The organism is Cupriavidus taiwanensis (assembly GCF_900250115.1).
Taxonomy (GTDB): Bacteria; Pseudomonadota; Gammaproteobacteria; order Burkholderiales; family Burkholderiaceae; genus Cupriavidus; species Cupriavidus taiwanensis_B.
The window spans coordinates 1,633,688-1,656,207 of record NZ_LT984804.1 but is presented as its reverse complement, the minus strand read 5'-3'; the positions used below and the strand labels follow the sequence as shown (position 1 = coordinate 1,656,207).

The 22,520-nt window shown below is 68.8% G+C and carries 20 protein-coding genes; 12 read left to right on the top strand and 8 right to left on the bottom strand.

Features of this window, described 5'->3' with window-relative positions:
• Complete coding sequence (locus tag CBM2586_RS24205) at positions 1 to 1,326, bottom strand: MFS transporter (RefSeq protein WP_115664207.1); 1,326 nt, start codon at positions 1,324 to 1,326, stop codon at positions 1 to 3.
• A 450-nt stretch (positions 1,327 to 1,776) separates the two neighbouring features.
• Here CBM2586_RS24205 and CBM2586_RS24200 point away from each other — a divergent pair, with 450 nt between their 5' ends.
• The gene (locus tag CBM2586_RS24200; protein ID WP_115664208.1) at positions 1,777 to 2,490 is read left to right on the top strand and encodes a hypothetical protein; all 714 of its coding nucleotides are present in this window, start codon (positions 1,777 to 1,779) and stop codon (positions 2,488 to 2,490) included.
• Positions 2,491 to 2,562: 72 nt separating this feature from the next.
• Here the strand turns inward: CBM2586_RS24200 and CBM2586_RS32450 are convergent, their stop codons facing one another.
• Positions 2,563 to 3,492 (bottom strand): hypothetical protein, encoded by a 930-nt coding sequence (locus tag CBM2586_RS32450; protein ID WP_277349552.1) that lies wholly within the window; start codon positions 3,490 to 3,492, stop codon positions 2,563 to 2,565.
• On the opposite strand from CBM2586_RS32450, the gene CBM2586_RS32690 reads away from it, so the two are divergent.
• Positions 3,492 to 3,932 carry an HNH endonuclease gene (locus CBM2586_RS32690; protein WP_306418353.1) on the top strand — a complete coding sequence of 147 codons (441 nt, stop codon included), beginning with the start codon at positions 3,492 to 3,494 and terminating at the stop codon, positions 3,930 to 3,932. The two genes, CBM2586_RS32450 and CBM2586_RS32690, sit on opposite strands and share 1 nt — an antisense overlap.
• A 151-nt stretch (positions 3,933 to 4,083) precedes the next feature.
• Here the strand turns inward: CBM2586_RS32690 and blaOXA are convergent, their stop codons facing one another.
• Complete coding sequence (gene blaOXA / locus CBM2586_RS24185; protein WP_115664209.1) at positions 4,084 to 4,923, bottom strand: OXA-1206 family carbapenem-hydrolyzing class D beta-lactamase; 840 nt, start codon at positions 4,921 to 4,923, stop codon at positions 4,084 to 4,086.
• Between the two features lie 145 nt (positions 4,924 to 5,068).
• Here blaOXA and CBM2586_RS24180 point away from each other — a divergent pair, with 145 nt between their 5' ends.
• Positions 5,069 to 6,709 carry a hypothetical protein gene (locus CBM2586_RS24180; protein WP_115690302.1) on the top strand — a complete coding sequence of 547 codons (1,641 nt, stop codon included), beginning with the start codon at positions 5,069 to 5,071 and terminating at the stop codon, positions 6,707 to 6,709.
• Positions 6,710 to 6,718: 9 nt separating this feature from the next.
• On the opposite strand, the gene CBM2586_RS24175 is transcribed toward CBM2586_RS24180, so the two are convergent.
• Positions 6,719 to 7,516: an AraC family transcriptional regulator gene (locus CBM2586_RS24175; protein WP_115690300.1), complete on the bottom strand. Its 798-nt coding sequence runs from the start codon at positions 7,514 to 7,516 to the stop codon at positions 6,719 to 6,721.
• 223 nt (positions 7,517 to 7,739) lie between these two features.
• Between CBM2586_RS24175 and ggt the strand changes: the two genes are divergently transcribed.
• On the top strand, positions 7,740 to 9,491 hold the full coding sequence (gene ggt, locus CBM2586_RS24170; RefSeq protein ID WP_431194956.1) for a gamma-glutamyltransferase: 1,752 nt from the start codon (positions 7,740 to 7,742) through the stop codon (positions 9,489 to 9,491).
• Between the two features lie 60 nt (positions 9,492 to 9,551).
• Here the strand turns inward: ggt and CBM2586_RS24165 are convergent, their stop codons facing one another.
• Entirely contained in the window at positions 9,552 to 9,866 is a 315-nt protein-coding gene (locus CBM2586_RS24165; RefSeq protein WP_115664212.1) for a zf-TFIIB domain-containing protein, read from the bottom strand.
• A 147-nt stretch (positions 9,867 to 10,013) separates the two neighbouring features.
• Between CBM2586_RS24165 and CBM2586_RS24160 the strand changes: the two genes are divergently transcribed.
• Positions 10,014 to 10,589, top strand: a complete 576-nt coding sequence (locus tag CBM2586_RS24160) for a M23 family metallopeptidase (protein ID WP_115690298.1) — start codon at positions 10,014 to 10,016, stop codon at positions 10,587 to 10,589.
• A 28-nt stretch (positions 10,590 to 10,617) separates the two neighbouring features.
• Here CBM2586_RS24160 and CBM2586_RS24155 read toward each other — a convergent pair whose 3' ends face one another.
• The 3 genes from CBM2586_RS24155 to CBM2586_RS24145 form a co-directional block, all read right to left on the bottom strand.
• The gene (locus tag CBM2586_RS24155; RefSeq protein ID WP_115690296.1) at positions 10,618 to 11,949 is read right to left on the bottom strand and encodes a nucleobase:cation symporter-2 family protein; all 1,332 of its coding nucleotides are present in this window, start codon (positions 11,947 to 11,949) and stop codon (positions 10,618 to 10,620) included.
• A 272-nt stretch (positions 11,950 to 12,221) separates the two neighbouring features.
• Positions 12,222 to 12,752, bottom strand: coding sequence for a thioredoxin family protein (locus CBM2586_RS24150; RefSeq protein WP_115664215.1), 531 nt, complete (start codon positions 12,750 to 12,752; stop codon positions 12,222 to 12,224).
• A gap of 3 nt (positions 12,753 to 12,755) precedes the next feature.
• Positions 12,756 to 13,469, bottom strand: a complete 714-nt coding sequence (locus CBM2586_RS24145) for a cytochrome c biogenesis CcdA family protein (RefSeq protein WP_115664216.1) — start codon at positions 13,467 to 13,469, stop codon at positions 12,756 to 12,758.
• Between the two features lie 236 nt (positions 13,470 to 13,705).
• Between CBM2586_RS24145 and CBM2586_RS24140 the strand changes: the two genes are divergently transcribed.
• The 7 genes from CBM2586_RS24140 (at position 13,706) to CBM2586_RS24110 (ending at position 22,475) form a co-directional block, all read left to right on the top strand.
• Positions 13,706 to 14,446 (top strand): response regulator, encoded by a 741-nt coding sequence (locus CBM2586_RS24140; RefSeq protein ID WP_115664217.1) that lies wholly within the window; start codon positions 13,706 to 13,708, stop codon positions 14,444 to 14,446.
• A complete protein-coding gene (locus CBM2586_RS24135) occupies positions 14,443 to 15,753 on the top strand; it encodes a sensor histidine kinase (protein ID WP_115664218.1) in 1,311 nt (436 codons plus the stop codon). The genes CBM2586_RS24140 and CBM2586_RS24135 overlap by 4 nt, the downstream gene beginning before the upstream one ends.
• Positions 15,754 to 15,994: 241 nt before the next feature.
• Positions 15,995 to 16,348, top strand: a complete 354-nt coding sequence (locus CBM2586_RS24130; RefSeq protein ID WP_115690294.1) for a hypothetical protein — start codon at positions 15,995 to 15,997, stop codon at positions 16,346 to 16,348.
• A gap of 108 nt (positions 16,349 to 16,456) precedes the next feature.
• Entirely contained in the window at positions 16,457 to 17,674 is a 1,218-nt protein-coding gene (locus CBM2586_RS24125; protein WP_172587116.1) for a TolC family protein, read from the top strand.
• Positions 17,671 to 18,228 carry a hypothetical protein gene (locus tag CBM2586_RS24120; protein WP_115690290.1) on the top strand — a complete coding sequence of 186 codons (558 nt, stop codon included), beginning with the start codon at positions 17,671 to 17,673 and terminating at the stop codon, positions 18,226 to 18,228. Before CBM2586_RS24125 ends, CBM2586_RS24120 begins: the two co-directional genes overlap by 4 nt.
• Before the next feature lie 8 nt (positions 18,229 to 18,236).
• Entirely contained in the window at positions 18,237 to 19,361 is a 1,125-nt protein-coding gene (locus CBM2586_RS24115; RefSeq protein ID WP_115664222.1) for an efflux RND transporter periplasmic adaptor subunit, read from the top strand.
• A 9-nt stretch (positions 19,362 to 19,370) separates the two neighbouring features.
• Positions 19,371 to 22,475: an efflux RND transporter permease subunit gene (locus tag CBM2586_RS24110; protein WP_115690288.1), complete on the top strand. Its 3,105-nt coding sequence runs from the start codon at positions 19,371 to 19,373 to the stop codon at positions 22,473 to 22,475.
• The last annotated feature ends 45 nt before the right edge of the window (positions 22,476 to 22,520 follow it).

Sequence of the window (22,520 nt, the reverse complement as noted above, 5' to 3'; positions counted from 1 at the left end):
TCAGCGTTGTTGCAGATAAGAAGGTTCGCGCACGAAGCGGGTGCCGACCAGGCTGATGGCGGCGGCGATCATCACGTAGATGGCCGGCGCCATGCTGCTGCCGGTGGTGGCGATCAGCCAGGTGATGATGAACGAGGCAAAGCCGCCGAAGATCGTCACCGCGAAGTTGTAGGCCACCGACAGGCCGGTCGACAGCACGCGCGCCGGGAACAGCTCGGAGAAGGCGGCGAGGATCGGGCCGGTATAGGTGGCGATCAGGACCCCGAACACCAGCTGGAACACCAGCAGCGACGCCAGCCCCGGCACATGGTTGATGTACGCGAACATGGGCCACGCCAGCACCAGGATCAGCAGCGCCGAGCCGCTCAGCAGCACGCGCCGGCCGATGCGGTCCGCCAGCAGCCCCACCAGCGGCGCGAATACCATGATGGCGCCGCCGCCCGCCATGCCGGCGACGAAGCCGTCGGCCTGCGGCACCTTCAGCACCTTGACCGCATAGGTCGGCATGTAGAACAGCAGCACATAGGTGCACACCGTCCACAGGATTACCATCGAGAAGCTGGCGGTGGTTTCGCGCGGATAGGCCTGGAAGATTTCCTTCAGCGGCGAATCGGCGCGCTCGGCGGTGTCGCGGAAGGCCGGGGTCTCGTCAAGATGGTGGCGGATGTAATAGCCCACCGGGCCGATCACGATGCCAAGCAGGAACGGCAGGCGCCAGCCCCAGCTGTTGAGTGCCGCCTCGCTCAGCGAGCTGGTGACAAAGGTGCCGACCGCGGCGCCCAGCAGCACGGCCACGCCGATGCTGGCCTGGATCCAGCTGGAATAGTAGGCGCGCTGGCGCGCCGGCGCGTATTCGGTCAGGAAGGCGGTGGCGCCACCCATTTCGCCGCCGGCGGAAAAGCCTTGCATCAGCCGCGCCACCACGATCAGCAGCGGGGCCAGGATGCCGATCTGGTCATAGGTGGGGGCGATCCCGATCAGCGTGGTGCCGAGCGCCATCAGCAGGATGGTCAGCGACAGCGCCGCCTTGCGCCCGACGCGGTCGGCGTAGACACCCAGCACGATGCCGCCCACCGGGCGCATGAAAAAGCCCACGCCGAAGGTGGCCACGGCCAGCAGCAGCGAGCTGAGGTCGTTGCCGGTGGGGAAGAACAGCCGGGCGATGATGACCGCGAAGAAGCTGTACACGGTGAAATCAAACCACTCCAGGCCGTTGCCGATCACCGTGGCGATGATGGCGCGGCGGCGCTGGCTGGGCTGGATGGCGGGCGCCGCCTGGGTCGGCGGCGTGTAGGGCGCGCTCGTTGGCGCGGCACTGTTTGGCATTTGGCTTCCTCCTCTGTGGCAGCTGCCTGGGGCGGGGACCGGGCGCTGGCTTTTCGCACCGGCCCTGGCAGATGGTGCCGATGATGTTAGGAGAGGGTGGCCGGCGAGCGGTAGCGATATCTCCGCATGCAGCCATGCGCGCGGCGCATGGATCGGGTTGACCACGCCATGGGCCGGGATTACACTGCGCCCCGTTCTTCCCAACGGAGCTATCCGTGGACAGTTGTCCCAGTCCTTCTTGCGCAACGGGAGTTTCCCCGGCCGCGCCGGCGCGCTGAGACACTGCGGTGATTCGCTGCAGTGCCGCCGTCCGGCGCTGCCTTGCCCCATGCGGCCAGGCCCACGCCTGCGACCGCCGGTGCCCGACCTCCCTTGCTGCCTTTCGATGTCTTGTCATGGCTGGCGTGTATCGTCGCCGGCCAGATGGCTGTATTTGCTCAGGAGGTTGCCATGGTGTGGCACCAGTTCTTCGTACGCCTGGCCGCGCTGGCCCTCGTGGCCGCCACCTGCCGCACGGCGCTGGCGGCGCGGCCGCTCATCACGGACGATGCCCGCATCGTCGATCCCAAGGCCTGCCAGCTGGAATCGTGGATGCAGTTCCAGTCCGGCGGCAACGAGCTGTGGGCGTTGCCCGGCTGCAATCCCACCGGCAACCTGGAGCTGACGCTGGGCGGTTCGCTGCAGCGGGTCGATGGCGCCTGGGACGGCACCAACGTGCAGTTCCAGGCCAAGACACTGCTCAAGCCGCTGGCAACCAACGGCTACGGCGTCGCGCTGTCGGGCGGGGTGATCCACCATCCCGATGCCGAGCCCGACAAGGTGCTGGGCAACCTGTATGTCAACGTGCCGGTATCGATCTCGTTCGCCGACGACCGCTTCATCGCGCACCTGAACCTGGGCGCCAACCGCGACACCGGCAATCGCCAGACCCGCATGACCTGGGGCGCTGGCACCGAGACCCAGCTCCACCCGCGCGTGTTCCTGATCGCCGAGGCCTTCGGCCAGAACCGCGGCAAGCCGTCGTTTCAGGGCGGTTTTCGCTTCTGGGTGGTGCAGGACCGGGTCCAGGTCGACACCACCTACGGCAACGTGTTCGGCGGCGGTAGCGGCGCGCGCTTCTTTACGGTGGGCCTGCGGCTGCTGTCACCGGCGTTCCTGCCGTAGCGGATGGCTATTGGCTTTTGCTGCATGAACGCGGGGCGGCGAATGCTGTCCGCCGCCCCGCGGGCGTACCGCTTACTGTGGATACTGCGGTTGCTTCGACATCTGCGTGGCGAAGAACCCGCCCGTGCCGGTGCTGGCGCTCATGACCAGCGTGCGCACATAGCGCGTGTTGCTGTTCACGACGATTTCGCCGTTGGCCGGCATCAGCCGGATGGCGGCAAGGCCGTCATGCGGAATGCCGGTCGACAGCGCGCACCCGGTGGTGCCCGGTTGCGTCGACGCCTGGGCGAAGATCCTGACCGCGTACAGGTTCTTGGCCGATCCGGGGGTGGCCAGCGTCGCCGTACCCTGCAGCTCGCATACGCGCGTCCCCGCGGTGTAGGTACCCGCGACATGGCCCGCCGGGTCGATATGCATGGCAAAGCCGCTCTGCTTCCAGTCGCCGGCGATGGCGGCCTGGTCGACGGCCAGCGCGTTGGACGAATCGTAGATGCCCGCCAGTCCGTTGGTATCGGTGCTCGGCGGAACGACGAAGTTGCCGTCAAGGCGCTGGCCAGGGGTAATGGTGCCGCTGCCCGTGACTGGCCTGGCCAGCCCGGTTTCATACAGGGTGTCGGGGCCGAGTGTCCAGCTCGATCCGGAGAACTGGAACGTGCCTCGCAGGACGGCCAACAATCTCGGCTGGATGAACCTGCCGCTGGAATCGACCAGCGTGGTGGTCGTAAAGCTGACCCAGATTCCTTCGCTGCCGTTGCCCACCGCGGCGGTCGAGCCTGCTTGTGGGGCGCCAAGGCTGGGCAGCAGTTCGCCCTTCGGTTCTGGCGCCGGTGCCGGTTCGGGTGCCGGTTCGGGTACCGGTGCCGGTGCCGGTGCCGGTGCCGGCTGGTTGTCGGATGGCGGGGTTGGTGGCGCCGTGGTGCTCGTGCCGTCATCGCCGCCGCCGCAGGCGGCCAGCAAAGCGATGGCCGACAGCAGGGCTGCCGGCATGACCAGTTGTCTCATTGGATTTCACCTCTGGAAGGGGGACGGTCTTGGCCGTCCCGTTGCTCGGGTGCGGGCGGATTCCGCGACGCGCAGGGTTGGGCGACGCGGGAACCGCCGGCCGAGTCAAACTAGAGATCCAATGCTCAGCGGTAAATCAGCGCAATCCTAAAATCGGCTTTCTTGCTGAATTTGGACTCTCACGAAAACAGGCACTGCAGCTTCAATGGACGGCGGAGCATCTGCATGCTCGTGTCGATGACGGCCGTGATTCGAGCCGCAATATCGTCGCGGCTTGCCACTATTGCAATGCGCTGCGGCACCGCAGAAAGCCGGCGCGCGATCCAATCAATCACAAAGAGCATGTGCAGCGACTCATGCGGCGGAGAAGGTGGCACGCCGTATGGGTGTTTGATAACGCTAAGCTGGTCGCATTGATAAAGTGCAAGCCGGGAAAGTAAAGAAATTGACGGTGCCATGGCACCGTCAAATCAGTGAGCCGTTACTGCATTTGAGGTCGTGTAGTCATGGGCCTTTCAAGCTGAGCCTTTACCCATGGCCATCAGGCCAAGCGCACCGGTCCTTGAAACAGCAAGGGTCCTTCGCAGCATTTCACTCCGGCAACGCCCCCGCCTTGCGCAGCGCCGCCCGTGCAATCTCCATCCGCGCCTTGGCATGCTCCGCCCGCAGCAGGTCCAGATTGAGGGCGAACAGGTAAGCATCGTTGCCGCGCTCGACCCAGCCCACCAGCCAGCCCACCGCCGGCCTGGCCGAATCGGCCCAGCCGGTCTTGGCGTGGAGGGTGTAGTCGGCGGTGCGCTCCAGCACGGTGATGTCGTCCACGGCACTGAAGGTGGCGGGCGAGAACGGCAGGGTGCGCCGCACCAGGCCCTTCAGGAAATCGATCTGCTGGTAGGCGGTGATCTGCAGCCTGCCGTTCAGCCAGAAGCGGTCCACCGGCCCGGAGCTATCGGCATTGCCATAGTGCGAGGCGGTCAGGTAGCGCTGGTAGGCCGCGCTGCCGACCCGGCGCGCCAGCGCCTGGTAGGCCGGCACGCAGGAGTTGGGCAGGGCCACGCGCAGCGGCACGTCGGCGTTGCAGGCCTCGGGCAGCACGGCCTTGCCGCCGACCAGCCAGACCTTGCCGTCCCACGGCAGCTTGTCGTGGTCGACGTCGGCGACCGCGCCGGTCTCGAGGCCGATCAGGGAGTTCATGATCTTGAAGGTCGATGCCGGAGAATAAGGCGTGGCGGCGCGGGCCGGGTTGTAGGTCAGCATGCGCTCGCGCCGCAGGTCGTAGATCACCATGGTGCCGGTGGTATCGGCCTGGCGGAACAGTGCCGCGGCGTCGAGCGGCGCTTCCTTGGGCGCGGCCAGCGCGGGCAGGTGCGCGGCAAGCAGGCCAAGGCCGAAGGCCAGCGGTGTCAGCAGACGGGCAAGACGAGGGTTCATGGTTGTGCGTGGGAAGTTAAGGGAATGACAATCCGGGCCCGGACCGTGATGCGCAGCATAGGAGAGGGCCAGCGCAGCGCCAACCGCATGCCCTGTAACTTGCGTAACATGGCGGGCGTCGCCCCTGATGCCTGGTTCCAGAACGATGCCCGCTTCACCTGCCACTATCCATGTCGACGTGTCGAGTCCCTACCGGGTCGCGGGCCGGCCCGCGCGCTACCAGTCGGTCTGGCTGCTCGCGCGCGCCTGGCATGCGCATCGCAGCGGCGACGGCGTGGTCCCCGCCGCCGCGGTACGCAGCGCGTTTCCCACGGCGGCCAACCTGCGCATGCTGGTGTCGCGCGCGTTTGCAGACTTCGCAAGCTGGGGCGTCGTGATGGGGTGGGGCGCGGACCGCGCGCGCGATCCGGCCGCGGCCAACCCGGCGCAGCGCAGCCGCGGGCCGTTCTGGCTGACGGCAGCCAGCGCGCGCCGGCTGCGCTTTATCGCCAACGGACGCACGCTGGGCCCAGTTGCGCTGGCGCGCCATTTCGGCTTTCCTGCCGGCGCGCAGCCGATGCCGCCGGGGCAAGCGGATGCCACCGGTTACGTGATGCGCGACATGGCCTACTGGAGCGAGCTGACGCAGGCCATGCGCAGCGCGCAGGACGGCCATGCCGGCGCCCACGGCTTCGCCGTGGCCGAGTCCTTCGGCGCGGCGCGCCGGCTGGCCGGCGATGGCTTCCAGCGGGCCTTGTCGCTGCTCAAGGAAAGCCAGGCCTGGCGCCGAAGCGGGCGCCTGGACCAGAGCCGCGCCGCGCTGCGGCGTTTCGACAAGCTGGCGCATGCAGCGGATGCCGGCGCGGCCACGCCGGCGTTCCAGGCCATGGCGCAGGTGGTGCGCGCCTGGGAGCGCTATACGCGCGGCGACGGCGACGGCGCGCGCGCCGGGCTGGAGCACCTGCACGCCGATGCCGTGCTGCGCCTGGTGGTGCGCTACAACCCGCGCGTGCGTTTCGAGGTGCTGAACCTCGACGCGCTGTTGCTCAAGGCCGATGCCATGCGCCCCGCGCATGCGGGCGCGGCGACGGCGGCGGAGCGCGCGCTGGACGCGTTCTCGGGCGCGCTGCAGGCCGCCTACGAGGCTGATTCGGTCGATGCCGTGCAGCATGCCGCGGCCAATATCGGGCTGAGCCTGTGGCTGTTCTGGCGCCATGGGCTGATCGATGCCGGGCGCAGCCTGTCCGCCAGCGCCGTGCAGCGCCAGGCGATGCGCTGGCTGGGGCTGTCGGAATGGATCTGCGACCGCTTCGGGGTCGGCGGCGGCACGGCTTGGAATGCGATCTTCCTGCTGCGCATCGCGCGCGGCAGCTGCGGCCCCGATGCGCCGCCGCTGGACCGCCCGGCCAGCGCCAGCGACAGCCTGGCCGTGTTCCGCCGCCAGCGGCCGCTTTCCGTGGCCGACGCGGTCGAGGCGCTGCGGCCGTTCCATGCGCCGTTTGCGCCGGCCAGGGGCTTCGTGCGCTGGTCGGCGGTGGCTGCGTTCGCGCTGGAGGACCACGACGCCGGCCACGTCAGGCTGGCGCCGCTGCAACTGGCCAACCTGCTGCTGGAATCGGCCTGGTACCTGACCCATGAGCAGGGCGCCACCGCCGCCGCGTGTGCCGCGGTGGAGCGGCTTGCCCGGCAGCTTCCCGCGCTGCGGCCCGCGGAGCGGGCCTTCTTCGCGGCCGAGTTGCGCGCGCTGCCGCCGGCGTTGCGCGATGCCGCGGCGGAGGCGGCGCGGCGCCACCGCACGCGGGCCTGACCGCGCTCGCTAACCGCTGGCGGGAATGACGCGGTTGGCGCGCGACAGCTCTCCCGGCGTCATGTTGTAGAGCCGGCGGAAGGCCGCGATAAACGCCGACAGCGATTCATAGCCGCAATCCAGCGCGACCTCGGTGACGGCTTCGCCGCGCTCCAGCCGGGGCACCGCGTCGAGCAGTCGCAGCCGCTGGCGCCAGGCGCGGAAGGTCAACCCGGTTTCGCGCTGGAACAGCCGCGTCAGGGTCTTGCCCGAGACCGCCAGCCGCGCGCTCCACGCGGTCAGGCTGGTATCGCGGTCGGCTTGGCGCTGCAGGCCATTGCAGACCAGGCGCACGCGCGGGTCGGCCGGCAGCGGCAGCATGAATTCCACTTCGGGCGCGGCACCAAGCTGGTCGATCAGCACGCGTGCCAGGCGCCCGTCGGCGCCATCCTCATCGTATTCGGCCGGCAGGTGGCTGAAGGTGCGAATCAGCTCGCGCAGCAGCGGGCTGACCGTCAGCACCCGGCAACGGGCCCGCGCCGCCGCGCACACGCTGTGATCGAGGTAGAGGCTGCGGATGCGCGTGCCCGGCGCGCAGCGCACGCGGTGCGCCACGCCGGCCGGAATCCATACCGCCCACTGCGGTGGCGCGACAAAGCGCCCGCGGTCGGTCCACACCTCGAGCACGCCCTGCAGGGCATAGGCGAACTGGCACCAGGGGTGGCGGTGGCGGTAGCCCAGCACGCGGTTGGGCAAGGCTTCGATATGGCCATACAGCGGGCGGGGCAGCCGCGCGAGCGCGCGCAGGCCGGGGTCGTGTGCAGGCATGCGGGTCCGGTGGTGGTGGGTCTGCGGTGGCTGGCGATACGGGCAACGCCGCGGCGCATGTCCGATTGGCGACAGCGGACGCGACTTTGCCGTTAGCCAGATTGTCTGGCGCAGGCTAACTTGCGCTCGCCCCGCAAGACAATCCGGGCAATCCGCTCTACCGCTCGTGCCGGTTGCCTCCGCTCCGGCATGCAACTTCGCTGTGTTACCCAGGGAGCCTGCGATGCATCGCACAAGATTCTTCACCGCTCTGCGCCTGGCCGGCATGTGCTCGGCACTGACGCTGGCCGCCGCGCCGGCGTCGGCCGTCGACGAAGCCGGCAAGTACTGCGACACGCCTTCGGCCTGTCTCAACCCGATGGCCACCGGCGGCATGGTGACCTCATCCAACCGCCTGGCGACGCAGGCCGGGCTGCGCGCGCTGGAGCACGGCGGCAATGCGGTCGATGCCGCGATCGCGGTGGCGTCGACCATCGCGGTGGTGTACCCGCACATGAATTCCATCGGCGGCGACGCCTTCTGGCTGATCTACAACGCCCGCACGCGCGAGGTGCGCGCGCTCAATGCCAGCGGGCGCGCCGGCGAACACGCGACCATCGCGCTTTACCGGAACCATGGACTCGACCGGGTTCCCGCGCGCGGCTACCTGTCGGCCATCACGGTGCCCGGTACCGTCGCCGGCTGGGAAGCGGCGTACCAGTACGCGCGCCAGGGCATGGGGCGCAGCCTGCCATGGCCGGAGCTGATGGCCGATGCCATCCGGCATGCCGAGGGCGGATTCCCGGTGTCGGCGTCGCTGGCGTCGTGGAGCCGCGTCAATCTCGATCCGGCCGACACGGAATTCCGCGCCTTGCAGCGCTTCGACGGCTTTCGCCAGACCTTCCTGAAGCCGGACGGGTCGGCCTACCGGATGGGCGAAACGCTGCGCCAGCCCGACCTGGCGGGCACGCTGCGGCAGATTGCGTCGGGCGGCGCGGCCGCGTTCTACCAGGGCGAGATCGCGCGCAAGATCGTGGCCGACCTGCAGGCGCACGGCGGCGTGCTGACCCAGGCGGACTTCGCCCGCCACCGCGCCGACTGGGTCAAGCCGATCACGGTGAACTACCGCGGCTACCAGGCCGTCAACGTCCCGCCCAATACGCAAGGGTTTGCCTCGCTGGAGATCCTGAACATCCTTGACAAGCGCGACGTGCGCGCGCTGGGCGAGGGCACGGCCGATTACTACCACGTGCTGGTGGAAGCGACCAAGCAGGCGTTTGCCGATCGCGACCGCTACCTCGCCGACCCGGAGTTCGTGCAGATCCCGCTGGAACGGCTGCTGTCGTCGCGGCACGGGCAGGCGCAGTCGGGTCGCATCAGCATGCTGCGCGCCGGCGCGGACGTGAAGCCGATGGATCCGCACGGCGATACGGTGTGGTTCGGCACCGCTGACCAGGACGGCAACGTGGTGTCGATGATCCAGAGCGTCTATCACGACTTCGGCTCGGGCATCGTGCCCAGGGGCACCGGCGTGCTGCTGCAGAACCGCGGTGCGTTCTTTTCCCTCGATCCCGCGCACGTGAACCATCTGGCGCCGGGCAAGCGCACCTTCCATACGCTGAACCCGGCCCTGCTGCTGAAGGACGGCAAGCCGTTCCTGGTCTACGGCACCATGGGCGGCGAGGGGCAGCCGCAGACGCAGGCGGCGCTGGTGACACGCATCGTCGATTTCGGCATGTCGCCGCAGGACGCGGTCAATGCGCCGCGCCTGCTCTATGGGCGCAACTGGGGCGTGTCGTCGAACGACCTCAAGATCGAGGGCCGCGTGCCGGAAGCGGTGACCGCCGAACTGGCGCGGCGCGGGCATCCGGTGAAGCGGGTGCAGGCCTTTACCGACGCCATGGGCCACGCCGGCGCGATCCTGATCGACCCGGTCACCGGCGTGATGTATGGCGCGGCCGATCCGCGCGGCGACGGCCTGGCGGCCGGGCTGTAGCGGGCCACAAACGAGAAAAAGGGCGACCCGTGTCGCCCTTTTTCTCAAACGCTGGCCGGCTTAGTCGAACAGCTCGTGCCAGATGCTCTTCTTGCGATAGTGCTTCTGCTCGCGCTCGTAATAGCGGTCGCGGTCATGGTCGCCGTAGCCGCGCTGGTAGCCCTGCTGCCGCGGTGCGCTGTGCATCGGGGCCTGCTGCTGCGGGGGCTGCAGCGGGGCCTGCTGCGCCGGGGCTGCCGCCGCCGAACGCTCCAGGATCTTGTCGAGTTCGCCCCGGTCCAGCCAGACCCCCCGGCACTTGGGGCAGTAATCGATCTCGATGCCCTGGCGTTCGGACATCACGAGTTGGGTTTGCGGGCACACCGGACAGTCCATGGATTCTCCTGTTGCAATCAAAACGGTCCAGTTATGACCGGCCGCGGCGCCGATGGTTCGGCCAGCACGGCGGCAAGAAGGCTTGTATGGGTCACATAATGGGGGCCGTGGGCGGGAATTCGCATGCCAGGCTGCCGTCGAAGGCATATGGCCGCCTCGCGTCTCGTTCCTCCTTTGCTTGCGCTGGTGCGCCGGCTGGCATGGCTGGCGCTGTGGATCGGGCTGAGCTGCCTGGCCTGGCCATGGCTGCAGCCGCCGCTGGAGCGCGCAATCTATGCGGCCCGGCTGTCGGCCCGGCCCGCGCCGGCGGCGCTGCCGGTGCCGGTCGCCGGGGTTGGCCCAAGGGCGCTGCGCGACACCTGGCACGGCGCGCGTGCCGGCGGGCGCAAGCACGAGGGCATCGACATTTTCGCGCCGCGCGGCCGGGAAGTAGTGTCGGCCACCGAGGGCATCGTCACGCGCGTCGGCACCAACCAGCTGGGAGGAAACGTGGTGTGGGTGATGGGGCCGGGGCGCCAGATGCACTACTACGCCCATCTGGACCGGTATGCCGGCGTGCGCGCCGGCGACATCATCGCCGCCGGCACCGTGCTGGGGTATGTGGGCACCACCGGCAACGCGCGCGGCACGCCGCCGCACTTGCACTATGGCATCTACACGGCGGGCGGAGCGATCAATCCCTACCCGTTACTGACGCCCACCGTGGCCGCCGGCGCGCACTAGCGCAGCCGGCGTGATGGCGTGATGGCGTTCAGGCGGCCTCGCCCACCGTGCCGTGGCCGGCTTCGTCGGCCGCGGCTTCCTTGCCGCCGGGCAGCAGCAGGTTCAGGAACACCGCGGACAGCGAGCCCACGGTGATGCCGGAGCCGAACACCTCATGCACGAAGGCGGGCAGCTTCGCCAGCAGTTCCGGGCGGAAGGTCACGGCCAGGCCGCAGCCGATCGACACCGCCACGATCAGCGTATTGCGCTGCGTGAACCGCACCGTGCTGAGCATCTGGATGCCACCCGAGACGATCATCGCGAACATCATCAGGCCAGCGCCGCCGAGCACCGGCTGCGGGATCGTCACCACCAGCGCGCCCAGCACCGGGAACAGCCCGGCCAGCAGCAGCATCACGCCGGTCAGCGCCACCACATGGCGGCTGGCCACGCCGGTCAGCGACACCACGCCGACGTTCTGCGCGAAGGTCGACAGCGGCGGGCTGCACACCAGCGCCGCAAAGGCCGAGCCGAAGCCGTCGCACAGGATGCCGCGCGACAGGCATTTGCCCGACACCGGCCGCTGCGTGGCCGAGCCCAGCGCCATGAAGGTGCCGGTCGATTCGACGATGGTGACCAGGAAGGCGATCGACATGGCGACGATGCCGGAGATCGGGAACGACATGCCGAAGTGCAGCGGCTGCGGCACCGCGAACACCGGCGCCTGGCGGAACTGGGTGAAGTCGACCAGCCCCAGCGCCAGGCACAGCAGGTAGCCGCCGGCAATGCCGACCACGATGGCCGAGGCCGACAGCATGCCCTTGCCCCACTGCACCACCGCCACCACCAGCGCCAGCACCGCGACCGCGATCGCCAGGTTGCCCGGGGCGCCGTAGCGGCTGCTGCCCTGGCCGCCGGCGGCCCAGTCGATCGCCACCGGGATCAGCGACAGGCCGATCATGGTCACGACCACGCTGGTGACGGTATGCGGGAACAGCTTGCGGATCGCCGGCATGAAGAAGCTGCCCAGGATCATCACCAGCGAACCGGCCAGCGCCGAACCCAGGATGCCGGCCACGCCGTGCTCGACGCCCACGCTGATGGCCGCGCCGACGAAGGCGAAGCTGGTCCCCATCACGCACGGCATGCGGATGCCGACCGGGCCCACGCCCTTGCACTGGATGATGGTGACGATGCCCGAGCCCAGCAGCGCGGCATTGACCAGCGCCACCACCTGGTCGGAGGGCAGGCGCAGCGCGCCGCCGATCACCAGCGGCACCGCGATGATGCCGCCGAGCGCGGCCAGCAGGTGCTGGAGCGCGAGCAAGAATGTCGTCACCCGTGGGGGGCGGTCTTCCACCTGGAATAGCAAGGGCGCCATTCGAGTCTCCTGTCGTCTGCCCGGATGTTGCGGGCTGTCTTGTTCTTCTGGCGCCGGGCGGGGAACCCGGCGCCCTCGTGCACGCTCGCGGGCCAGGTGCGGCAACTCCGCGAGCGAGGCGGGCAGGACCTGAATCCCGCCTCAACAGGCGTGCAAGAATAACAGGGATCAGCGAGCCGTGATACAAAGATTGCATACAATTTGTATCAACTCCCCTGCGCTGGAAGATCAGGCGGATGCCGCGCAGGCCGCCCCCATGGCGGCTTTGCAGCTCAGCGGCGCTGCCCCAGCGCCTTCTGGATCGCCGCTTCGGTTTCGGCGTACTGGCCTTCACCGAAGTGCTTGTAGACCACGTTGCCGTTGGCATCGACCAGGTACAGCGCCGGCCAGTACTGGTTGCGCCAGGCGTTCCAGGTCGCATAGGCGTTGTCCTGCGCCACGGGGTAGCGGATATCGAAACGCTTGAGCGCGGCCTGGACGTTGCCGGTAGAGCGCTCGAACGCATACTCCGGCGTGTGCACGCCCACCACCACCAGTCCCTGGTCGCGGTATTTGTCGTACCACTTGCGCACATGGGGCAGGGTGTTGATGCAGTTGATGCAGCTGTAGGTCCAGAAGTCGACCAGCACCACCTTGCCGCGCAGTCCTGCGACGGTCAGCGGTTCGGAGTTCAGCCATTGGCCGATGCCGGTGAATTCGGGTGCCTTGCCATAATCGGCGGGCGCGGCGGCGGCGGACTGGATGGCGAGCGGGGCGGCGGCAAGGACGGCGGCGGCGAACAGGGTGCGAAGGATGCGGGGCATGGTTCAGGCTCCAGGTTGGGTTGCGGGGAAAAGCGAGGTCAGCCAGGCGACGGCGACGGTGTCGTACTGGAAGTACATGGCGATGGCGGTGGCCACCACCAGTACGCCGAAGGCTTGCTGCAGCCGTGGCGTATGGCGTGCCAGCCGGCGTACATGGGTGGTGGCGAACTGGCCGCCGTAGGCGATGCCCAGCATCGGCACGGCGGCGCCGGCGGCAAACAGGGCCAGCAGGCCGGCGGCGCGATGCAGGTCCTGCGCCTTGGCCACCAGCGCCAGGATCGAGGCCAGCACCGGGCCCGCGCAGGGCGTCCATACCGCGCCCAGCGTCATGCCCAGCACAAAGCCGCCGGCCAGGCCGTTGCCGGCGCGGCTGCCGGCGCCGGCGGCGCGGTCGGTGAGCGCGGCGAACGGCGCGGCGAACGGTGCCGTCAGGCGGGCAAAGCCGGCCGGCCACAGCCGCGCCAGCCCGGCGGCGAACAGGATGGCGATGGCCACGTTGCGGATCACGCCCGGGGCGTCGCTGAAGGCGCTGGTGAGCGCGCCGAAGACGATGCCCAGCGCGGAAAAGGCGGAGACGAAACCCAGCGCGATCGCCAGCGGGCGCAGCCGGCTGGTTTCGCCCAGCGAAGCGCCGAGCAGCATGGGCAGCACGGGCAGCACGCACGGCGACGCAATCGTCAGCACGCCGGCGGCAAAGGCAAGGTAGGCATCGATCATGGCGGTGGACTCCGGGATTGGCGATGGGTGCATTGCACCGCTCCGGCGTATCGGCGTTGTTTCCGCATCCGGCCCGCTGTGCAATATTTCTTGTCCGGACCCGGCCCGGATACACAGCGATACAAAGAGCGCCGCCAGCGCCGCATAATGGCGACACCAAGCCAGGCGACGGCCATCCTTGCCGGCGCCGGCCGCCCCCTTTGTCTTCTTCACTTTCTTCGATTCCGGGACCCGCCATGACCCCGCAGGACCATATCCTTATCGTCGACGACGACCGCGAAATCCGCGAACTGGTTGCCGCCTACCTCGAGCGCAGCGGCATGCGCGTGTCCCTGGCCGCCAACGGGCGCGAGATGCGCGCCGTGCTGGACAAGGGCTCGGTCGACCTGGTGGTGCTGGACCTGATGCTGCCCGGCGAAGACGGCCTGGCGCTGTGCCGCGACCTGCGCGCGGGCGAGCGGCGCAACCTGCCGGTGCTGATGCTGACCGCGCGCAACGAAGAGGCCGACCGCATTCTGGGGCTGGAGATGGGCGCCGACGACTACCTGGTCAAGCCCTTTGCCGCGCGCGAACTGCTGGCGCGGATCCGCTCGGTGCTGCGGCGCACGCGCATGCTGCCGCCCAACCTGCAGGTCACCGAGGCCGCCAGCGTGCTGGCGTTCGGGCCCTGGCGGCTCGACACCAATGCGCGCCACCTGCTCGACGAGCAGGACGTGATCGTCGCGCTCAGCGGCGCGGAATACCGCCTGCTGCGTGTCTTCGTCGACCATCCGCAGCGGGTGCTGACGCGCGACCAGCTGCTCAACCTGACCCAGGGCCGCGACGCCGAACTGTTCGAGCGCTCGATCGACCTGCTGGTGAGCCGCCTGCGCCAGCGCCTGCGCGACGACGCGCGCGAGCCGCGCTACATCAAGACCGTGCGCAACGGCGGCTATGTCTTCAGCGCCACCGTCGAAATCCGCGAGGAGCGCGCATGAACGGGCGCGCGCGCAAGGGACTGGCATGGCCGCGCACGCTGTTCGCGCGGCTGATGGTGATCCTGCTGGTCGGGCTGGTGCTGGCGCAGAGCCTGTCGTACAGCCTGGTGATGATGGAGCGCAAGAGTGCGGCCGACCGGCTCATGCTGGGCAACCTGGAGCGCGACGTGGCCAGCTCGGTGGCGATGCTCGACATGCTGCCGGCGGAGCAGCGCGCGCCCTGGCTGGAGCGGGTGCGGCGCGAGAACTACAGCTACCGCCTCGACGCCGGCACGCCGGGAGAGCCGCCGCGCGCCGAGCTGGCGCGCAAGGCCGTCGACACCATTGCCGAGGCGCTGCAGGGACGCTATCCGGTCTCGGCCAGCAGCCAGCCCGGCGGCGGCTTCCAGGTCCACCTGCGGCTGCATGACGGCAGCCCGCTGACGATCGACGTGCAGCCCAGGCGTGCGCTGGTGTCGCCGTGGCTGCTGGCGATGCTGGCGGCGCAGCTGGCGCTGCTGGCGGCGTGTGCCTGGCTGGCGGTGCGCGTGGTCACGCGCCCGCTCAGCCAGCTGGCCAGCGCCGCCGAGAACCTGGGGCCCGACCTGAAGGCGCAGCGCGTGCCCGAGACCGGGCCGACCGAGGTGGCCCATGCCGCCGCCGCCTTCAACGCCATGCAGGCACGCATTGCCGGCTACCTGGATGAGCGCATGCAGATCCTGGCGGCGATCTCGCACGACCTGCAGACGCCGATCACGCGCATGCGCCTGCGCGTGGACCTGATGGAGGCGTCCGCCACGCAAGAGAAGCTCTACCACGACCTGCGCGAGATGGAGCACCTGGTGCGCGAGGGCGTGGCCTATGCACGCACCCTGCAGGGCGGCACCGAGACCCCGGCCCGTATCGATCCCGATGCGCTGCTCGACAGCCTCGCCGGCGACTATCTCGACGCCGGCCATGCCATCGCCATCGAAGGCCAGGCCGGCGCGCCGCTGCTGACGCGTCCGCAGGCGCTGCGGCGCATCCTGACCAACCTGATCGACAACGCGCTGAAGTTCGGCGCCGAGGTCACGCTGGCGGTGGCACGGCAGGACGATGGCTGGCTGCAGATCGCCGTGCAGGACCGCGGTCCAGGCATTCCGGAGGCGGAACTGGAGCGCGTGATGCAGCCCTACTACCGGCTCGAGACCTCGCGCAACCGCGGCACCGGCGGCACCGGCCTGGGCCTGGCGATTGCGCAGCAACTGGCGCAGGCACTCGGCGGCACGCTGCAGCTTGCCAACCGCGAAGGCGGCGGCCTGCAGGCCACGCTGCGCCTGCCAGCCTGACAGCCTGTTTTCTTTCCACTCCCGCTTGCATTCGGTACAGCGGGAGCGGGGCGGGGAGAGCGCCGCCTGGTGGCGGCTTGTCGACCCATGTCGGACATCGGGCACCGGCGGACGAACGGCCGCTGGACATCCACAACGGGACATCGGCGCACCTGGCCGGCCGCTCGCCTTGCGACATTCAGTTACACGGTGTCCCGTCAGTCTTCGCGCTACCTGATACCGGTCAGGTAGAATCCAGCCCATGTCGCGCGTGATTGCCATCCTCCTGATGCTGATCCTGCCGCTGCAGGCCCTGGCCGCGGCGCAGCGGCAGCTGGCGCATGCGGCCGGCTTCCCGCCAGACCATATGGCGGCACACGCTGACCATGTCCCGCATCACCACGATGACGACGGCGAGATCGCCTTTGACGATTCCCCAGCGTCGGCGTCGCACCAGCTCGACTTCGACTACGGCGCCCACTTCCAGGCGCCCCTGCCCGCGAGCCTGCTGCCGCCGCTGTCGCGGCAGACCCAGCCCGAGCCGTTGTTTCTAGGCGGCCGCATGCCCGACCCCCTGGACAGTCCACCCTTGCGCCCGCCGCACGCGCCCGCCTGACGGCGGGGCTCCGACATTCTGATTGCCTATCGTGGCGCCATCGCCTGAATGGCTTGCGCCACGCCCCGCCGCATTGCCTGTGTGATCGCGATTTGCGTTGGGGATTCCATGCAGAAGTCTTTCATTTCCATTGTTGCGTCCGCGCTGCTGATGCCAGCGGCCCATGGCCAGACGGCGCCGGCGGACCTGCACGCACTGTTCAATATCGCGTGGGAGCGGTCCGTGGCTTTTCAGGCGACAGAGGGTCGCCGTGCCGAGGCGTCCGCGAGCCGGGTCCAGGCGGACGCGCTGATCGCCGGGCCACCCACGCTCGGGCTGCTGCACCGTGACGACCGCTGGACCGAAAGGCGAGGCCTGCGCGAGAGCGAAGTCCAGCTTGGCGTGCCGGTGTGGATGCCGGGCCAGCGCGCGGCACGCGGCGACCTGGCTGACGCGCAAGCGGCCGAAGCCGAAGCCGGCGCCGCGCTGGCGCGGCTGAACGTTGCCGCGGAGGTGCGCGAGCGTGTCTGGCAGCTCGTGGCGGTGGAAGCGGAGCGAGATGTGCTGCGGCGACGAGCGGAGGTCGCCGCTTCCCTGCGCGACGATGTGCGGCGGCGGATCACGGCCGGCGATCTTGCCCGTACCGACCTGCTGCTGGCGCAACAGGACTATCTGGCGGCACAAGGCTTGCTGGCAGACAGCGAGGCCCGGCTGGTGGACGCCAGGGCGCGGCTGTTGCAAGCGACCGGCGTATCGACGCTGCCGCCGCGGTATGGCGAAGCGGCAGCGTCCGTGGGCGCTCCGGCCGCCAGCGCGCCGACCCATCCGCGCTTGGAAGCAGCCCAGCGAGCCGTGCTGCGCAGCGAGCGCCAGGTTGGCTACTTGCGCAAATCGCGCCGCGATCCGCCGGAAGTTGGTGTGCTGTACCGCAACGACCGGGCCGGCGGCGGCATGCCCAGCGACCAGACCATCGGCCTCTTCGTCAAAATCCCATTCGCAACCGACGCGCGCAATCTGCCGCGCGAGACCGCCGCGCAGACTGAACTGATGACAGCCCGGGCCGAGCTCGATCGCACTGAACGCATCGTCCGCGCCGAGATCGACGCGGCACAGGCGGCGCTGTCGCTCGCCGGGCAGCAGCTCAAGCTCACGGAAGAGCGCAGCGCCACGCTGTCCGAACGGGCGGCACTGCTGCGCAAGACCTTCAATGCCGGTGAAATCGGCTTGCCTGAAGTGCTGCGCGCACAGAACCAGGCCCTTGAAGCCGAAGCCGACCTGGCGCGCCAGCGCGCCCGGCGCGGCATCGCCACTGCCAACCTGAACCAGGCTCTCGGAGTCCTGCCATGATCCGCCAGCTCTTTTTTACCCTGCTCTGGTCGCTTGCCTGCGCCGCGCATGCCGCTCCGGGCGCCCACGGCCCCAATGGCGAACACCTCGATGCGCCCACCAGCACCGGCGCCGCGGCGCATGCCCAGCCCGGCATCGAAGCCACTACGGAGGCGTTCGAACTGGTTGGCACGCTGGCCGCGGATGAGCTGTCGGTGATGATCGACCGCTACGCCACCAACGAGCCGGTGCTGAACGGCACGCTGGAGGTCGAGTTCAACGGCATCCAGGCGCAAGGCAAGCTGCACGCTGACTTCGGCGACTACTCCTTTACCGACGAAAAGCTCCTCAAGGCGCTGCACCAGCCCGGCAACCATGCGCTCGTATTTACGCTGGTCGCCGGCAACGAGTCAGACCTGATCGAGGGCACCCTGAACGTTGCCGCGGACCAGCACGCCGATGGCCTCGGGGCCTTCTGGCCAGCGCGCTGGCCGTGGGTCGTCCTTCTGCTGGCGGTTGTCCTGGCTGTCGCAGCCTGGCGCGTAAAGCGCCGTAATACCCATAAGAAGAACTGAGGCCCGACATGCCGAAGACAAAGCGCTTTGCAACGATCGCGATCGCGCTGGCGGCCTGCGCAACCATGCCGGCACTGGCCGGGCCCGGTGCACACGGCCCCGGTGGCGAACACCTTGATGCACCGGCGGCGGTGTCCGGCAGCGGTGGCCTGTCCCGGCTGCCGGACGGCAGTGTCCAGGTGCCCAAGCTCGCACAACGGCGCATGGGCATACGGACTGCGATGCCGCAGGAAGCCTTGCACCCGGTGACCGTGGAGCTGAATGCCGTGGTGGCGATCGACCCCAATGCGGGCGGGCGGCTGCAGGCGGGACACCCGGGCTGGATCGAGCCGCCTCCCGGTGGCTTTCCGGTGCTCGGGCAGCGTGTCACCAAAGGCCAGGTGCTGGCCGTGCTACGGCACAAGAGCGAGCCCTTCGATATCGGCAACCAGCAGGCGCAGCTGGCCAACCTGAGCGCCAGCCTGAACCTGGCGCGGCAACGGCTGCGACGGTTGGAATCGCTGCAGGACAGCATCCCGCGCAAGGAAATCGAAGCCGCCCGCGCCGAGGTCCAGAGCCTTTCCGGCCAGCGCGAGGCAGTGGGCAAGAGCCTGCACCTGACCGACACGCTGACCGCGCCGGCCAGTGGCGTCATCGCCAGCGCCAATGTGCTGGCCGGCCAGGTAGTCGCTGCTGGCGACGTGCTGTACGAAGTGGTCGACCCGGCGCGGATGCTGATCGAGGCCAACACCGCGGATGCCTCGCTGGCCAATCGCATCCGGGCTGGTACCCTCGGGCGATCGGACGGTGGCAAGCTGGATTTCATCGGTGCCGGGCGCAGCCTGAGGAATGGCGCCGTGCCGTTGACGTTCCGTCTGACTGGCAATGCGGTGCCGCTTGCCGTCGGGCAGCCCGTAACGGTGGTCGCTACGCTCACGGATACGGTCAAGGGCATCGCGTTGCCCAGCGAGGCCCTGGTTCGCAACGCCAGCAACCTGCCGGTGGTGTGGATCAAGTCCGGCACGCAGCGCTTTATCGCCCAGCCGGTGGAGGCGCGCGTGCTCGATGCGCGCACCGTGGTCGTGGTCAAGGGCCTGTCGCCCGAGAACCGGGTGGTAGTGTCCGGAGCGGCGCTGATCAACCAGATCCGCTGAGGGGCGCGCATGTTCAACTGGATTGTCCGCGCCAGCCTCGGCAATCGGCTGCTGGTCCTCGCCGTCGCCGTCATCCTGATGGTGTACGGCGCCTTCACCGCGTGGCGCACGCCGGTGGATGTCTTCCCGGACCTCAACAAGCCGCTGGTGACCGTGATCACCGAAGCCGGGGGCATGGCGCCGCAGGAAGTCGAGCTGCTGGTGTCCTTTCCGATCGAGACCGCACTGAACGGCATGCCCGGCGTCACGCGGGTGCGCTCGGTATCGGGCGTGGGCCTGTCGATTGTCTATGCCGAGTTCGACTGGGGCAGCGATATCTATCGCAACCGCCAGCTGGTGTCGGAGCGGCTGGCGCTGGTGAAAGAGCAGTTGCCCGGCGGGCTGACGCCCATTCTCGGGCCGGTGTCGTCGATCATGGGCGAGATCATGCTGATCGCCTTGCCGATCGATCCGGCCAGAGCCAGCCCGATGCAGGCGCGGGAATATGCCGACTTCGTGCTGCGCCCGCGCTTGCTGTCGGTGGCCGGCGTGTCGCAGGTCATCCCGATCGGCGGCGAGGTGCGCCAGCTTCGGGTCGAACCGGACACCCCCAGGATGGCGCAGTTTGGTGTGGCACTGGCCCAGGTGGAGGACGCGTTGCGCGACTTCGCGGCCAATACCAGCGGCGGCTTCATCGACCTGAATGGGCGCGAGTACCTGATCCGCAATCTCGGGCGCACCAACCGGCTCGACGACTTGAAGGGTCTGGCCGTTGCCTACAAGGAGGGCATGCCGGTGCTGCTCGAGCAGGTGGCCGGCGTACGCTATGCCCCCGCGCTCAAGCGCGGTGACGCTGGCTTCAATGGCAGGCCGGCCGTGATCGTCAGCGTGCAGAAGCAACCCGCGGCCGACACGGTACGCCTGACACGTGACCTGGAAGCGGCGCTGGGCGAACTGAAGCAGGGCTTGCCGGCGGGCTTGTCCGCGCCACAGGTGCTGTTCCGGCAGGCGGACTTCATCGAGGCCTCGATCGGTAACGTCGTCGAAGCGCTGCGCGACGGCGCCATCATGGTGACCGTGATCCTGTTCGCCTTCCTGCTGAGCGCGCGCACCACCGCGATCTCGCTGGTGGCAATCCCACTGTCGCTGGCCGTCACCGCACTGGCCTTTCACCTGCTGGGACAGTCGATCAATGTGATGACGCTGGGCGGCCTGGCGATTGCCATCGGCGAACTGGTCGACGACGCGGTGGTCGACGTCGAAAACATCCTGCGCCGGCTCAGGCAGCGCGCCGGCAAGGAGAACCCGCCTTCGGCCCTGGAGGTGATCTGGCGTGCGTCGGTGGAAGTCCGCTCCGGCATCGTCTATGCCACGCTGGTGGTGGTGCTGGTGTTCGTGCCGCTGTTTGCGCTGCCGGGTATCGAAGGGCGCCTGTTCGCGCCGCTGGGTATCGCCTACATCGTGTCGATCCTGGCCTCGATGCTGGTGTCGATGACGGTGACGCCAGTGCTGTCGTACTACCTGCTGCCGCGGATGAAGCGGCTGGAGCATCCGGACAGCCCGCTGGTAGCGTGGCTCAAGCGGGTCGATACCAGGATCCTGGCATGGTCATTCCCGCGTGCGAAGCCGGTGCTTGCCGCGGCTGCCATTGCCGTCGCGCTGGCGGCTGCCACGGTGCCATTCATGCCGCGCGCCTTCCTGCCGGCCTTCAACGAAGGCTCGCTGGTGATGTCGTTGATGTTCAATCCGGGCACCGCGCTGGTGGAGGCCAACCGCATGGGCGCGCTGGCGGAAAGCCTGATCCGGCAGGTGCCGGAGGTCACGCAAGTCGGGCGGCGCACCGGCCGCGCCGAACTGGACGAACATGCCGAAGGCGTGCATTCCTCCGAACTCGACGTCGACCTGAAGCGCTCCGACCGCAGCCGCGAACAAGTGATGGCTGCGATTCGCGCCCAGCTCGCCAGTCTGCCGGCGTCCGTCGCGATCGGCCAGCCGATTTCACACCGGCTGGATCACCTGCTGTCCGGCGTGCGGGCACAGATCGCGCTGAAGATCCATGGCGATGACCTGGATACGCTGCGCGGCCTCGCGGAAAACGTGCGCGGGGAGCTGGCCGCCATTCCCGGGCTCGTCGACATCACGGTCGAAAGGCAGGTGCTGATTCCACAAGTCAATGTGCGGCTCGACTACCGCAAGGCCGCGCAATATGGCATTCCGGCAGGCGAGGCACTGAAGGCGTTGCAGACCTTGTCAGACGGCACGCGGGTGACGCAGCTGATCGAGGGCGTGCGCCGCTACGACCTGGTGGTGCGCCTGCCCGATGCTGGCCGTACGCCGCAGGACCTGGCCCGGGTCATGCTGGATTCGCCGCGTGGCGCGGTGCCGTTGTCGGCGATCGCCACGGTCGAGGATGGCGACGGCCCGAATCAGATCGGGCGCGAGAACGGCCGCCGGCGCATCGTGGTCTATGCCAATACCGATGGCTCGGACATGTCGAAGATCATCGGCGATGTGCGTGGCGCGGTCGCGCGCGCCCGCCTGCCCGGCGGCTACTTCGCCAGCATCGAGGGACAGTTCCAGGCGCAAGAGCAGGCGACGCGATTGATCGTGCTGCTGTCACTGGTGTCGCTTTCGCTGATCTACCTGGTGCTGTACTCACGCTATCGTTCCGCGACGCTCGCGCTGATCATCATGGCCAACATCCCGCTGGCATTGATCGGCAGCGTGATCGCGATGTGGCTCGGCGGCCTGACCCTGTCGGTGGCGTCCATGGTCGGCTTCATCACGCTGGCCGGTATTGCCACGCGCAACGGCATCCTGAAAATCAGCCACTACATCAACCTGTGCCGGCTGGAGGGGGAGGCCTTCGGCATCCCGATGATCGTGCGCGGGTCGCTGGAGCGGCTGACCCCAGTGCTGATGACCGCGCTGGTTGCGGCGTTCGCACTGACGCCGCTGCTGGTGTCGGCCGACGCGCCCGGCAAGGAAATCCTGCACCCGGTGGCGGTGGTGATCTTCGGCGGGCTGGTCAGCTCGACCATCCTGGATTCCGTGCTGACACCCCTGGCATTCTGGTTGTTCGGGCGCCGGCCGCTGGAGCGGATCCTGGCGCAGCCGCCGGGCGACGCGTACTGATGACGGGCTTTGGCAGCGACGCCCGCAAGTCGCTGCAGCAACGGA

Bases quoted from the DNA above. Each gene is read 5' to 3' on its own strand.
- CBM2586_RS24165 (WP_115664212.1), bottom strand. From the start codon at position 9,866: ATGGACTGTCCGGTGTGCCCGCAAACCCAACTCGTGATGTCCGAACGC.
- ggt (WP_431194956.1), top strand. From the start codon at position 7,740: ATGCATCGCACAAGATTCTTCACCGCTCTGCGCCTGGCCGGCATGTGC.
- CBM2586_RS24200 (WP_115664208.1), top strand. From the start codon at position 1,777: ATGGTGTGGCACCAGTTCTTCGTACGCCTGGCCGCGCTGGCCCTCGTG.
- CBM2586_RS24155 (WP_115690296.1), bottom strand. From the start codon at position 11,949: ATGGCGCCCTTGCTATTCCAGGTGGAAGACCGCCCCCCACGGGTGACG.
- CBM2586_RS24135 (WP_115664218.1), top strand. From the start codon at position 14,443: ATGAACGGGCGCGCGCGCAAGGGACTGGCATGGCCGCGCACGCTGTTC.
- blaOXA (WP_115664209.1), bottom strand. From the start codon at position 4,923: ATGAACCCTCGTCTTGCCCGTCTGCTGACACCGCTGGCCTTCGGCCTT.
- CBM2586_RS24130 (WP_115690294.1), top strand. From the start codon at position 15,995: ATGTCGCGCGTGATTGCCATCCTCCTGATGCTGATCCTGCCGCTGCAG.
- CBM2586_RS24145 (WP_115664216.1), bottom strand. From the start codon at position 13,469: ATGATCGATGCCTACCTTGCCTTTGCCGCCGGCGTGCTGACGATTGCG.
- CBM2586_RS24110 (WP_115690288.1), top strand. From the start codon at position 19,371: ATGTTCAACTGGATTGTCCGCGCCAGCCTCGGCAATCGGCTGCTGGTC.
- CBM2586_RS24115 (WP_115664222.1), top strand. From the start codon at position 18,237: ATGCCGAAGACAAAGCGCTTTGCAACGATCGCGATCGCGCTGGCGGCC.
- CBM2586_RS24140 (WP_115664217.1), top strand. From the start codon at position 13,706: ATGACCCCGCAGGACCATATCCTTATCGTCGACGACGACCGCGAAATC.
- CBM2586_RS32450 (WP_277349552.1), bottom strand. From the start codon at position 3,492: ATGAGACAACTGGTCATGCCGGCAGCCCTGCTGTCGGCCATCGCTTTG.
- CBM2586_RS24160 (WP_115690298.1), top strand. From the start codon at position 10,014: ATGGCCGCCTCGCGTCTCGTTCCTCCTTTGCTTGCGCTGGTGCGCCGG.
- CBM2586_RS24125 (WP_172587116.1), top strand. From the start codon at position 16,457: ATGCAGAAGTCTTTCATTTCCATTGTTGCGTCCGCGCTGCTGATGCCA.
- CBM2586_RS24180 (WP_115690302.1), top strand. From the start codon at position 5,069: ATGCCCGCTTCACCTGCCACTATCCATGTCGACGTGTCGAGTCCCTAC.
- CBM2586_RS24205 (WP_115664207.1), bottom strand. From the start codon at position 1,326: ATGCCAAACAGTGCCGCGCCAACGAGCGCGCCCTACACGCCGCCGACC.
- CBM2586_RS24120 (WP_115690290.1), top strand. From the start codon at position 17,671: ATGATCCGCCAGCTCTTTTTTACCCTGCTCTGGTCGCTTGCCTGCGCC.
- CBM2586_RS24150 (WP_115664215.1), bottom strand. From the start codon at position 12,752: ATGCCCCGCATCCTTCGCACCCTGTTCGCCGCCGCCGTCCTTGCCGCC.
- CBM2586_RS24175 (WP_115690300.1), bottom strand. From the start codon at position 7,516: ATGCCTGCACACGACCCCGGCCTGCGCGCGCTCGCGCGGCTGCCCCGC.